2 protein-coding genes and 1 pseudogene are annotated in these 13,513 nt (G+C 72.0%); all 3 read right to left on the minus strand.

Translation table 11 applies throughout. The annotated features are described in order from the left end of the window. Positions 1 to 61: 61 nt before the first annotated feature. The 3 genes and pseudogenes from OK345_RS03080 to purL all read right to left on the minus strand — a co-directional run bounded on the left by OK345_RS03080 (position 62) and on the right by purL (position 13,216). On the minus strand, positions 62 to 7,081 hold the full coding sequence (locus OK345_RS03080; RefSeq protein ID WP_425510946.1) for an ESPR-type extended signal peptide-containing protein: 7,020 nt from the start codon (positions 7,079 to 7,081) through the stop codon (positions 62 to 64). Positions 7,082 to 7,285: 204 nt separating this feature from the next. Further along, positions 7,286 to 8,662 (minus strand): annotated as a pseudogene (locus tag OK345_RS17750) (ESPR-type extended signal peptide-containing protein); the annotation flags it as partial. 438 nt (positions 8,663 to 9,100) lie between these two features. Next, on the minus strand, positions 9,101 to 13,216 hold the full coding sequence (purL, locus tag OK345_RS03085) for a phosphoribosylformylglycinamidine synthase (RefSeq protein WP_265126440.1): 4,116 nt from the start codon (positions 13,214 to 13,216) through the stop codon (positions 9,101 to 9,103). Positions 13,217 to 13,513: the final 297 nt, after the last annotated feature.

The following is a 13,513-nucleotide window of genomic DNA, read 5'->3' on the forward strand; positions in this document are numbered from 1 at the left end:
GCCCCCTCAGGCCTTGCACACTGCTGTACGGCGGCGCCCGCACAGGACGCCGCCGCGTTCGTCACCAGCCGAAACCGGCGCCGACGCCCACCGAGCTGTCATCGCTGCTGAAGGCGCCGCCGAAGGTCACGGTGGCGCGCTCGCTGATGGCGCGCTGGTAGCCGAGCGACAGCGCCGACTCGCCGCTCTGGAAGCCGACGCCGACGCCGACCCGGTTCTGGGTGCGGATGCCGGCCGCGCTGGTGGCCATGTTGAGCATGGCCGCGTTCATCGCGCCCTGGCGGTCGATGCGACGGTCCTGATGGCGCAGGCGGCTGTCGATCTCTCCCTTGTAGATGTCGAAGCTGTCGGCCATCGCGCTGAAGCGGTTGTCGGTGTAGCTGTTGGCGGTGGCGATGCCGCTGTCCAGCTGGCCCTTGTTGACCGCGTCGGTGGCCCGGGTACCGGCAGCGACGTTGGCGATCTGGCGCTCGTTGCCGGCACTGCCGACCGAGACCGTGTTGGCGCGGTCGGCCACCGAGCCCTGTCCCAGCGCCACCGCCCCCTGCGCCGTGGCGCTGGCGCCCTGGCCGATGGCGGTGCCGGAGGCGGCAGTCACGCTGGCGCCTTCGCCCATCGCCACCGCATTGGTGGCCACCGCGGCGATGCTGGCGTTGGCGCCGACCGCCGTGCTGCCGTCGGCGTTGACCCGCGCGTTGCTGCCGATGGCGGTGTCGTTGGGGCCGTGGGCGTAGGCGTTGCCGCCGACGGCGGTGCTGCTGCCGGCATTGGCCTGGGCCTGGTTGCCCAGCGCGGTGGCGCCGTCGGCGGCCGCCACGGTCGTGGCCGGCGCCGTAGCTTCACCCGTCGCCGTCGTCGCCGATGGCGTCTGCGTGCCACCCGCGACCGCGGCGGTGGCGCCGGGACCACGGATGCTGCCGTTGCCGTTGCCCGGCACGCGGTTGCCGTTGTTGAGCGCGGTGACCTGCTGGTCGAGCGCGCTCAGCGCATCGCCGACGTTGTTGTAGCTGGAGCCCTGGATGACATAGGTCGGTGCCACGAACACGCCCTGCATGCCCACCGCCGCGCCGCCACCGAGGAAGGTGGCGACGTTGCTCAGCGACTGGAACAGCTGCCCGCCGTTGACCGCCTGCAGGCTGCCGGCGGCGATGGAACCGGCCGCCACGTTGTCCAGGCGGGTGCCTTCGAGGCCGGACAGGGTGATCGTCTCGCGGCTGCTGTCGTCGTAGGTCAGCGCATTGGCGGCCACGCCCTCGACCGAACCGATGCGGCCATCGATGTCGTTGACCCGCGTCTCCACCGCACCCACGCGCTGGTTGGTGACGTTGAGCTGGCTGCCGTTGACCGCATCGGTGCTGCCCTCGGCGACGCGGCCGGCGGCGACGTTGACGATCCGGCGGGTGGCCGGGCCGTCGGTACCGTTGCCGCCGCCCACCGACACCACGTTGGCCTCGGTGGCACGCGAGCCGGAGCCCAGTGCCACCGAGTTGGCGCCGGAGACGCCGGCGCCGGCGCCGATGGCGATGCTGTTGGCACCGTTGCTGGCGAACGCGCCATAGCCGATGGCCACGCCGTTGGTCGCGGTGATCGAGGTCTGCCGGCCCAGCGCGGTGCTGTTGTTGCCGCGTGCCGAGGCATCGGCGCCGACCGCGGTGGCGCCGGTGGCGTTGGCGGTGCTGGCCGTGCCCAGCGCGGTGCTGCGGTTGGCGCTGGCCGCGGCGCCGGAACCGGCGGCGACGCTGTCGGCGCCGCTGGCGGTGGCCACGCCGCTGCCGCTGGCCTGGAAGTACTGGCTGGTGGTTTCCGCCGCGGCGGCCACCGCGTCCAGCTGCGACTTGTTGACCGCGTCGTTGCCGTTGACCGCGTCGCTGACGTTGGTGATGCGGCGCGTGGCCGGCGAGGTGATGCCGTTGCCGCCGCCCACCGACACCACGTCGGCTTCTGACGCGCGCGATCCGGCACCCAGGGCGACGCTGTTGGCGCCGTTGGCCCAGGCGCTGGTGCCGATCGCCGTGGCGTTGACGCCGCTGTAGGCGTAGGAGTCCTGGCCGATGGCAGTGGCGCCCTGCGAGGTGGCCCAGGCGAACTGGCCCAGCGCGGTGGTCTGCCCCGCGGTGGCCCAGGCCGTGGCGCCGATCGCGGTGCTGTCCTCGCCGGTGGCGCGGGCGCTGGCGCCCACGCCGGTGCCGTACAGGCCGCTGGCGGTGGCGCCGTAGCCGGCAGCGATGGCGTAGTCGCCCGCCGCCGCGCTGCCCCAGCCCAGCGCCGAGGCGTAGTTGCCGGAAGCATCGGCGCCGTAGCCCAGCGCGGTGGTGCGGGTGCCGCTGGCGCTGCTGAATGCGCCCACCGCGGTGCTGTAGTCGCTGCTCGTCTCGGCGCTGTAGCCCACGGCAGTGGATTGCAGGCCGGAAGCATCGGCGGCCGCGCCGCTGGCGGTGCTGAACGCACCGCTGGCCTGCGCGCCCGCGCCGAGCGCGGTGGCGCCGACCTCGCTGGCGGTGGTGGTGGCATCCAGCAGCACGTTGCCGTTGGCGTCCTCGTAGTACAGCGAGCCGCCGATGGCGGTCGCCGAATCGGCCGAGGCCACCGCGTTGAAGCCCGAGGCGGTGGCGTACTGGCCCTGGGCGAACGCGCCGCTGCCGAAGGCCGACGCGCCCTGGCCGATGGCGTTGCTGGCCGAACCCAGCGAGGTCGCATAGTCGCCGTCGGCATAGGCGTTGGAGCCTGCCGCCAGCGCTTCCTCGCCCGCAACCAGCGCCTCGCCTTCGCCCGTCGCCTTGAAGTAGCGATCGGTCTGCTCGGCCACTCCGGCCACGGCATTGAGCTGGTCCAGGTTCACCGCATCGGTGCCCTCGGTGCCGGCGGCGACATTGGTGATCTGGCGCTCGCTGCCGACGTCGCCCACCGACACGGTGTTGTCGCGCTCGGCCAGCGAACCGGCACCCAGGGCGACGCTGTTGACCCCGAAGGCGAACGCGCTTTCGCCCAGCGCGGTCGCGCTGGCCGCGTCGGCCCAGGCATTCCAGCCCACCGCGGTGGTGTAGTCGTCCGTGGCCCAGGCGCCGGCGCCGAACGCCGAGGAACCGGTGCCGGACGCACGCGCCGGGATGAAGCCGAAGAAGGTCGAACCGCCGACCGCCACGCTCTCGTCGCCGGTGGCCTCGCTGAACTCGCCCACCGCCACCGCGCTGGCACCGGAAGCGGTGGCCGCCACGCCGACGGCGGTGGCGTAGTCGTTCGATGCCACCGCGCCATAACCCAGCGCCGAGGCCAGGTAGCCGCTGGCCTCGCTGTAGCCGCCTACCGCGGTGGTGCCGACGTTGCTGGCGCTGGCGCGGAAACCGTTGGCCGTGGCCTGGTTGTCCGCCGCCACCGCCTCGCTGCCGGTCGCGGTGCTGTAGGTGCCCGAGGCCTGCGCACCGTTGCCGGTGGCGGTGGCCCCGATCTCGGCGGCCAATGCACCACTGCCCAGGGCGATGCTGTTCTCGCCCAGCGCCTGCGCATCGTTGCCGAACGCCGCCGCACCATCGGCCACGGCCAATGCATTGAAACCGACCGCCGTGGCGTAATCGGCCAGCGCGTTGGCACCGCTGCCCAGCGCGGTGCTGCCGTCGCCGATGGCATTGGCCGCCTCGCCGGCCGCCAGCGCGTTGTCGCCCTCGACGTAGGCGCCGGCATCGCTGTCGTCGCTGCCGCTGGCCTGGAAGTACTTGCTGGTGGTCTCGGCCACCTCGGCCACGGCGTTGAGCTGGTCCAGGTTCACCGCGTCGGTGCCGGCGGTGCCTGCCGCCACGTTGGTGATCTGGCGCTCGTTGCCGGCGCTGCCCACCGACACGCTGTCGGCACGGTCGGCGATCGAATCGGCGCCCAGCGCCACGCTGTTCTCCGCGTGCGATTCGGCGAAGTTGCCCAGCGCGGTGCTGTTGGCGCCCGGCGACCAGGCGCCGCCGCCGACCGCGGTCGAGTACGCACCCGAGGCTTCGGTGGCGATCAGGCCGGCGAACGAACCGCCGACCGCCACGCTGTTGGTGCCGCTGGCGATGCTGCCCTGGCCGGTGGCAGTGCTGTAGGCGCCGGTGGCGACCGCGTCGCCGCCCACCGCCACGCTGCCCGAACCGGACGCGGTGCTGAAGTTGCCCAGCGCGGTGCTGTTGAAGCCGTTGGCCTGGGCGTAGCCGCCCACCGCGGTGGCGTAGTTGGCGCCGGCCTCGGCGGCGAAACCGAATGCCGCCGCGGTGGTGCCGTTGGCCACGCTCTCGGCACCGATCGCCGTGGCGCCGGTGCCGCTGGCGGTGCTGTAGTAGCCGATGGCGGTGGATTCGACGCCATCGGCCTGCGCCAGTGCGCCATTGGCCACGCTGCCGTCGCCGCTGGCCACGGCCGCCGCGCCGGTGGCGGTGCTCTGCTCGCCGCTGGCTTCGCTTTCCGCACCCAGCGCGGTGGCGTATTCGCCGGTCGATTGCGCATTGGCGCCGAGCGCCACGCCATTGGCCTGCACCGCGAGCGTGTTGAAGCCGACCGCCGTGGCGCTGTCGGCCAGGGCGAAGGCGCCGCTGCCGAAGGCCGATGCCCCCTCGCCCTCGGCCTGCGCAGCCGAGCCGACCGCCGTGGCGTAGTCGCCGACTGCGGTGGCGTTGGAGCCGGCCGCCAGGCTTTCCTCGCCGACGACCAGCGAATCGCCCTCGCCGGTGGCCTTGAAGTAGCGCGCGGTATTGACCGAGTCGAAGGTGGCCGCATTGAGCTGGGCCACGTTCACCGCATCGGTGTCCTCGCTGCCGGCGGCGACATTGGTGACCTGCCGCTCGCTGCCGGCTTCGCCGACCGAGACCGTGTTGTCGCGGTCGGCGGTCGAACCCACGCCCAGCGCCACGCTGTTGGCGCCGCTGGCCGCCGAGTCGCTGCCCAGGGCCACGCTGTTGTCGCCATAGGCACCGCTGAAGTTGCCCAGCGCGGTGCTGTTGAAGCCGCCGGCATAGGCCGCGCCACCGACCGCGGTGGAGTAGTCGCCCGCCGCTTCGGTCGGGATCAGGCCCCAGAACGCGCCGCCGACGGCCACGCTGTTGTCGCCGCTGGCCACCGAGTACGCACCGACCGCGGTGGAATCGAAGTTGCCGGCATAGGAAGCGAAGCCGACCGCGGTGCTGGTCTCGAACGCCGCCTCGGCGCCATAGCCCAGCGCGGTGGCGCCGAAGCCCCCGGCCACGCTGTAGCCGCCGTAGGCCGCCGAACCATCGCCGGAAGCCTCGCTGCGGAAGCCGCTGGTGGTGGACTGCAACCCGGAAGCGACCGACTCGCTGCCGGTGGCGGTGCTGTAGGCCGCATCGGCCTGCGCACCGTTGCCGGTGGCGGTGGCGCCGGTCTCGCTGGCGGTGGCGCCGTTGCCCAGCGCGGTGCTGTTCTCGCCCAGCGCCTGCGCCGCGCTGCCGAATGCCGAGGCGCCGGTCGCGGTGGACAACGCATCCAGGCCGACCGCGGTGGCGTTGTCGGCCAACGCGTTGGCGCCGCTGCCCAGCGCGGTGGCACCGTCGCCGATGGCGTTGGTCGCCTCGCCGGCGGCCAGCGCATTGTCGCCCTCGACGTAGGCGCCGGCATCGCTGTCGTCGCTGCCGCTGGCCTGGAAGTACTTGCTGGTGGTTTCGGCCACCTCGGCCACGGCGTTGAGCTGGGCCACGTTCACCGCATCGGTGTCCTCGCTGCCGGCGGCCACGTTGGTGATCTGCCGTTCGCTGCCGATGTCGCCCACCGACACGGTGTTGTCGCGATCGGCGGTGGAGTACGCCCCCAGCGCCACGCTGTTGGCACCGAGCGCGGTGCTGTAGTAGCCGACCGCGGTGCCCTGCACGCCGCTGGCCCAGCTCTGCGCACCAAGGGCGCTCGCGCGGTCGCCAGGCGCGTAGGAGAAGTAGCCGATCGCGGTGGCTTCGCTGCCGGAAGCTTCGGCCAGGGTGCCGTTGGCCACGGCGTAGTCGCCGCTGGCGATCGCGCCGGCGCCGACCGCGGTGGCCGCTTCGCCGGTGGCCTGGGTCTGCACGAAGAAACCCCAGCCCGGGATCAGGTCGACCGGCCCGCCGATGGCCACGCTGCTGGTGCCGGTGGCGGCGCTCTGCGTACCCAGCGCGGTGGAATAGTCGCCGGTGGCATTGGCCACCGCACCGAATGCGGAGGACTGCGCGCCGGAGGCATAGGCGCCGACACCATAGGCCGAGGCGGCGAAACCGCTGGCATCGGCGCTGGCGCCGACCGCGGTGCCGCCGATGCCGGCGCTGGTGGCACCGGTATCGACCGGCACGCCGCCATTGGTGATCAGCGGATTGCCGTTGTCGTCCACCGCCACGCCGCCCACCGCGACGCTGGCCGCGCCGGTGGCCTGCGCGTTGTTGCCGAACGCGGCGCTGTTCTCGCCCGCCGCCAGTGCATTGAGGCCGACCGCGGTGGCATTGGTGGCGACCGCAGTGGCGCCGCTGCCCAGTGCGGTGGCGCCGTCGCCGATGGCATTGGCCGCCTCGCCGGCCGCCAGCGCGTTGTCGCCCTCGACGTAGGCGCCGGCATCGCTGTCGTCGCTGCCGCCGGCTTGGAAGTATTTGCTGGTGGTCTCGGCCACTTCGGCCACGGCGTTGAGCTGGTCCAGGTTCACCGCGTCGGTGCCTTCACTGCCGGCGGCGACATTGGTGATCTGCCGCTCGCTGCCGGCTTCGCCGACCGAGACCGTGTTGTCGCGGTCGGCGGTCGAGCCCACGCCCAGCGCCACGCTGTTGGCGCCGCTGGCCGCCGAGTCGCTGCCCAGGGCCACGCTGTTGTCGCCATAGGCACCGCTGAAGTTGCCCAGCGCGGTGCTGTTGAAGCCGCCGGCATAGGCCGCGCCACCGACCGCGGTGGAGTAGTCGCCCGCCGCTTCGGTCGGGATCAGGCCCCAGAACGCGCCGCCGACGGCCACGCTGTTGTCGCCGCTGGCCACCGAGTACGCACCGACCGCGGTGGAATCGAAGTTGCCGGCATAGGAAGCGAAGCCGACCGCGGTGCTGGTCTCGAACGCCGCCTCGGCGCCATAGCCCAGCGCGGTGGCGCCGAAGCCCCCGGCCACGCTGTAGCCGCCGTAGGCCGCCGAACCATCGCCGGAAGCCTCGCTGCGGAAGCCGCTGGTGGTGGACTGCAACCCGGAAGCGACCGACTCGCTGCCGGTGGCGGTGCTGTAGGCCGCATCGGCCTGCGCACCGTTGCCGGTGGCGGTGGCGCCGGTCTCGCTGGCGGTGGCGCCGTTGCCCAGCGCGGTGCTGTTCTCGCCCAGCGCCTGCGCCGCGCTGCCGAATGCCGAGGCGCCGGTCGCGGTGGACAACGCATCCAGGCCGACCGCGGTGGCGTTGTCGGCCAACGCGTTGGCGCCGCTGCCCAGCGCGGTGGCACCGTCGCCGATGGCGTTGGTCGCCTCGCCGGCGGCCAGCGCATTGTCGCCCTCGACGTAGGCGCCGGCATCGCTGTCGTCGCTGCCGCTGGCCTGGAAGTACTTGCTGGTGGTTTCGGCCACCTCGGCCACGGCGTTGAGCTGGGCCACGTTCACCGCATCGGTGTCCTCGCTGCCGGCGGCCACGTTGGTGATCTGCCGTTCGCTGCCGATGTCGCCCACCGACACGGTGTTGTCGCGATCCGCATACGCGCCCTGGCCGAGCGCCACGCTGCCGTTGGCCACGGCGGCCGAGTCGCTGCCCAGTGCCAGGCTGTCGTCGCCCAGCGCGGTGCTGAAGTTGCCGACGGCGGTGCTGTTGTAGCCCGGGGTCCAGGCCGCGCCGCCGACCGCGGTGGAATAGTCGCCCGATGCCTCGGTGGCGACCAGTCCGGCGAGCGCGCCGCCGACCGCGACGCTGTTGGTGCCGCTGGCGATGCTGCCCTGGCCGGTGGCGGTGCTGTAGGCGCCGGTGGCGACCGCGTCGCCGCCCACCGCCACGCTGCCCGAACCGGACGCGGTGCTGAAGTTGCCCAGCGCGGTGCTGTTGAAGCCGTTGGCCTGGGCGTAGCCGCCCACCGCGGTGGCGTAGTTGGCGCCGGCCTCGGCGGCGAAACCGAATGCCGCCGCGGTGGTGCCGTTGGCCACGCTCTCGGCACCGATCGCCGTGGCGCCGGTGCCGCTGGCGGTGCTGTAGTAGCCGATGGCGGTGGATTCGACGCCATCGGCCTGCGCCAGTGCGCCATTGGCCACGCTGCCGGCGCCGCTGGCCACGGCCGCCGCGCCGGTGGCGGTGCTCTGCTCGCCGCTGGCTTCGCTTTCCGCGCCCAGCGCGGTGGCGTATTCGCCGCTGGCGCTGCTGCCGGCACCGGCGGACACGCTCTGCGCACCGCTGGCCACGGCGTTGGCGCCGATGGCGACGGCATCGGCGCCGGAAGCCGTCGCGCTGCCGTCGACCACGCAGTTGTCGAGGAGGCTGCTGTTGAGGACGATGCACGGCGCGTTGCCGCCGACTTCGACCGACTGCGCCATGGCCGGCGCCGCCAATGACCAGGCGCCTATTCCCAGCGCCAGGGCGATGGCCGCGGACAAGATCTGGAGATGGCCGCTGTCGGATCGACGCTCGTCCATCACCACCCCCGGGCCCTGGCTGCTGGCCAGTTCGGAGGCCACGACCAGTTGTCCCAATGCTTTGTTCCAGACCTTGCGATAAATCCGATTCATCGTCACTGCTCCTCAAGTAGGCTGGTTATTCGCTTGCACAAAAGCGCCATCGCCGGACGTTCCGCGTCCGCCGATCCCCCTGAGGTGTTGTGTGTCCGCTTCCCGGCCAGGCCGGGCATGAGAGGCTCACGCCTGTCATGGCCATCGATCCGTTGCAGCTGGAACGACGGCGGCGAAACGAGCGCCGAGTGTTAACCGGCCATTTAGGAAACGTCAAGTCTTTGACGCGCGTCCCGCAATTTCCGTGCTCATAAGCACATAACGGCGTGGAATTGGCCAAAAATTCCCGTCACAACAAAGGTTTCCGTCAAAAACCCGACACGCCGACAGAGCCGGCGATCGCCGCCCCGGAACCACGAAAAAGCCCGCCGGCTCAAGGCGCGGCGGGCTTCGGGAAGAACCGTCCCCGGCACTGCCGGGGCGATCGCTGGGACGGGTTCAGCCGCACCATACTCGTGCGTTGCGGAACATCCGCAGCCAGGGCGAGTCCTCCGGCCAGCCCTTCGGCGCCCAGCTCAGGTTGACGCTGCGCGGGGTGCGCTCGGGGTGCGGCATCAGGATGGTCGCGCGGCCGTCGGAGGTGGTCAGGCCGGTGATGCCGTCGGGCGAACCGTTGGGGTTGAGCGGGTAACGGGTGGCGACGTTGCCGTCGCCATCGACGTAGCGCAGCGCCACGTTGGCTGCGGCCTGGTCGACCGCGCTGGCGAACTCGGCGCGGCCTTCGCCATGCGCCACCGCCACCGGGATGCGCGAACCGGCCATGCCGCGCAGCAGGATCGACGGCGACTCCACCACCTCCAGCAGCGCGGTGCGCGCTTCGAACTGTTCGCTGCGGTTGCGCAGGAAGCGCGGCCAGTGCTCGGCACCGGGGATGATGTCCTTGAGCTGGCTCATCATCTGGCAGCCGTTGCACACGCCCAGCGAGAACGTATCGGCGCGCGCGAAGAACGCGGCGAAGGCGTCGCGCAGCGCGGCGCGCTCCAGGATCGAGGTGGCCCAGCCGCGGCCGGCACCGAGCACATCGCCGTAGCTGAAGCCGCCGCAGGCGGCCAGGCCGCGGAAGTCGGACAGCTGCACGCGGCCTTCGATCAGGTCGCTCATGTGCACGTCGTACGTGCGGAAACCGGCGCGCTCGAAGATGTTGGCCATCTCGATCTGGCCGTTGACGCCCTGCTCGCGCAGGATCGCCACCTTCGGCCGGGCGCCGGTGGCGATGTACGGCGGTCGCTCCTGCGCGTCCTGCGCCCGCGACACTTGTACATCCATGTACGGCGGTCGCTCCCGCGCCTCCTGCGCCCGCGACACTTGTACATCCATGTACGGCGCGGCCACGTCCTCGGCGGCGTCGAAGGTCAGCTTCGGCTTCAGCCCCGGCGCATTGAAGGCGCGCGCCACCGCACGCTCCTCGTCGGCGCTGTCGGGGTTGTCGCGCAGCTTCTGCATGGCGTGTGTCACCGACCACCAGGCGTCGAACAGTTCCTCCCAGCGCCACTCGGCCAGGCTCTTGCCCTGCAGCGACACCCGCACCACCGGCGCGGTGCTCGGGCGGGCAATGCGCTGCGCGCACTCGGTCAGCGCGTGGCGCTCGACCAGGTCGGCGAAGGCGGCGCGGTCCTCGTTGGCGATCTGCACCACCGCGCCCAGCTCTTCGTTGAACAGGCTGCGGAACGGATCGTCGCCCCAGGCGTCGAGCACGATGTCCAGGCCCAGGCGCGAGGCGAACGCCATCTCGCACAGCGCGGCGAAGGCGCCGCCGTCGCTGCGGTCGTGGTAGGCCAGCAGCAACCCGGCCTCGCGCGCGTCGCGGATCAATTCGAAGAACGCGCGCAGCCGCTGCGCATCGTCCAGGTCCGGCGTCTCGCCGGCGAACGCCGGCAGCGCGCTGTGGTCGGCATGCACCTGCGCCAGCACCGAACCGCCCAGGCGCTGCTTGCCGCCGCCCAGGCCGATCAGCCACAGCTCGCTGTCGCCCTCGCGGTCCAGCAGCGGGGTCAGCTGCGGGCGCACGTCGGCCACCGGCGCGAACGCGGAGATCACCAGCGACACCGGCGATACCGACTTGTGCGCCTGGCCGTCGGCCTGCCACTGCGCCTGCATCGACAGCGAGTCCTTGCCCACCGGGATGCTCAGGTCCAGCTGCGGGCACAGTTCCATGCCCACCGCGCGGACCGCGTCGTACAGCAGCGCGTCCTCGCCGTCGTGGCCGGCGGCGGCCATCCAGTTGGCCGACAGCTTGACCGTGTCCAGCGCCTGCACCGGCGCCGCGCACAGGTTGGTGATCGCCTCGCCCACGGCCATGCGCGCCGAAGCGGCGGCATTGAGCAGCGCCAACGGGGTGCGCTCGCCGATGGCCATCGCCTCGCCGGCGAAGGTGTCGAAACCGGCCAGGGTGATGGCCGCGTCGGCCACCGGCAGCTGCCACGGGCCGACCATCTGCTCGCGCGCGGTCAGGCCGCCGACGCTGCGGTCGCCGATGGTGACCAGGAAGTTCTTGGACGCCACGGTCGGGTGCGCCAGCACGCGCAGGCCGGCCTCGTGCAGGTCCAGCGTGGCGGTCTTCAGCGCCGGCCAGCGCGGTGCCGGCGGGTGTGCGGTGTCGCGGTGCATCTTCGGCGGCTTGCCGAACAGCACGTCCATCGGCAGGTCGATCGGGTGGGGACGGGCCGCTTGCGCGGCACTGCCGGGCGTTGCGGACCCGGAACCTTCGCCATACACGGATTCGATGGTCGCGCCATAGCCCACCACCAGCCGTTCCTCGGCCGTGGCCACGCCGACCGCGGCGAACGGGCATCGCTCGCGCGCGCAGATCGCGGCGAACTCCTCCAGCCGCGCGGCCGGCACGCCCAGCACGTAGCGCTCCTGCGATTCGTTGCACCACAGCTGCATCGGCGACAGCGACGGATCGTCGGTGGGCACCTTGCCCAGGTCGATCACGCCGCCCACGCCGGAGTCGTGCAGCAGCTCGGGAATGGCGTTGGACAGGCCGCCGGCGCCGACGTCGTGGAAGAACTGGATCGGGTTGCCGGCGCCCATCGCCACGCAGCGGTCGATGACCTCCTGGCAGCGGCGCTCCATTTCCGGGTTGTCGCGCTGCACGCTGGCGAAGTCCAGGTCCTCGGCGCTCTCGCCGGAGGCGACCGACGAGGCGGCGCCGCCGCCCAGGCCGATCAGCATCGCCGGGCCGCCGAGCACGATCACCGCATCGCCCGGCTGCAGCTTGACCTTGTCCACCTGCACGCGGTCGATCGCGCCCAGGCCGCCGGCCAGCATGATCGGCTTGTCGTAGGCGCGGGTGATCTCGCCTTCCGGCAGTTCGAAGCTGCGGAAATAGCCCAGCAGATTGGGACGGCCGAACTCGTTGTTGAACGCGGCGCCGCCGAGCGGGCCGTCGAGCATGATGTCCAGCGCCGGGGCCATGCGCGGGTTCAGCGCGCGCGGCGCTTCCCACGGCTGCGGCAGCGTGGGGATGCGCAGGTGCGAGACCGAGAAGCCGGTCAGGCCGGCCTTGGGCTTGCCGCCGCGGCCGGTGGCGCCCTCGTCGCGGATCTCGCCGCCGGCGCCGGTGGAGGCGCCCGGGAACGGTGCGATCGCGGTCGGGTGGTTGTGGGTTTCCACCTTGATCTGGAAGGCGCTGGGGACCAGCGCCTCGCTGCGGTACTCGCCGGTCTTCGGGTCGGGACGGTAGCGCGCGGCCGGGTGGCCCTCGATCACCGCGGCATTGTCGCTGTACGCGCTGAGCGTGTACTGCGGCGTCTGCTGGTGGGTGTGCTTGATCATCCGGAACAGCGAGCGGTCCTGGTCGTGGCCGTCGATGGTCCAGCTGGCGTTGAAGATCTTGTGCCGGCAGTGCTCGGAGTTGGCCTGCGCGAACATCATCAGCTCGACGTCCGACGGCTCGCGGCCGAGTTCGCCGAAGCGCTGGCGCAGGTAGTCGATCTCGTCCTGCGCCAGTGCCAGGCCGAGGCGGGCGTTGGCCTGCTCCAGCGCATCCAGCGGGATCCGCTCCAGCTCGCCGCGGGCCGGCACGTCGAACAGCGCCTGCGCCTGCGCGGCGGCGTCCAGCAGCGACTGGGTCATCGGGTCGTGCAGCAGCCGCTCAAGTGCAACGATGTCGTCGCGGGAAAGCCCCGGAGCGGCGTGCGGACCAGTCGTTGCCCCCGGCCGCGGCGGCGGCATGGAATCGACCGCTGCGGAGGGCTCCGCCTGGCGCGGCCAACCCGACAGGTCGATACGGGTACCGCGCTCCACCCGCTGGATCGCCAGGCCGGCCCCGCGCACCAGCTCGGTGGCCTTGCTCGACCATGGCGACAGCGTGCCCAGCCGCGGCACCACGTAGCGCGACACCGCCCCGTCCTCGCGCGGCGCGGCCTGCGGCTGCGCCTGCAGGATGCGGCCCAGCACGGCCTGGTCGACGGCGGCATCGTCCTCGGCGCGGATGAAGTAGACGTGCCAGGCCCCGGCGATGCGCAGGTCGGCGGCGATGGTCTGCAGGCGGGATTCGAGCCGAGCGCGACGGAACGGCGAAAGGGCGGCTGCGCCCTCGAGGACGATCATGTCCGGGAAACCATGAATGGGAATCGGGCCAGACATTGTACCGGAGTCCGTCCCCCGGCCCCTTGCCCCGGTTTACCCGTTCCAGCCCGGCCTGGCGATCGAAACCATGCGCTGGTTCACGACATTCGCTGAAACTTGATGACAACGTTATCACCGCTTCACCGCTTCACCGCAAGCCTGATTCACCGTGCTAGCTCGATTCACTGCGTAAGTCCGCCCCCTCCGCCACCTGCGCTCCAACGGCGTCCCGGACCCGTTGTACGCGCCCCGCCATTCCGGCCGGGCGCGCCACTTCAA

This window comes from Xanthomonas chitinilytica, assembly GCF_026107455.2.
Taxonomy (GTDB): Bacteria; Pseudomonadota; Gammaproteobacteria; order Xanthomonadales; family Xanthomonadaceae; genus Stenotrophomonas; species Stenotrophomonas chitinilytica.

Excerpts from the sequence above, each read along its gene's own strand:
- purL (WP_265126440.1), bottom strand. The coding sequence starts at position 13,216 with ATGATCGTCCTCGAGGGCGCAGCCGCCCTTTCGCCGTTCCGTCGCGCT.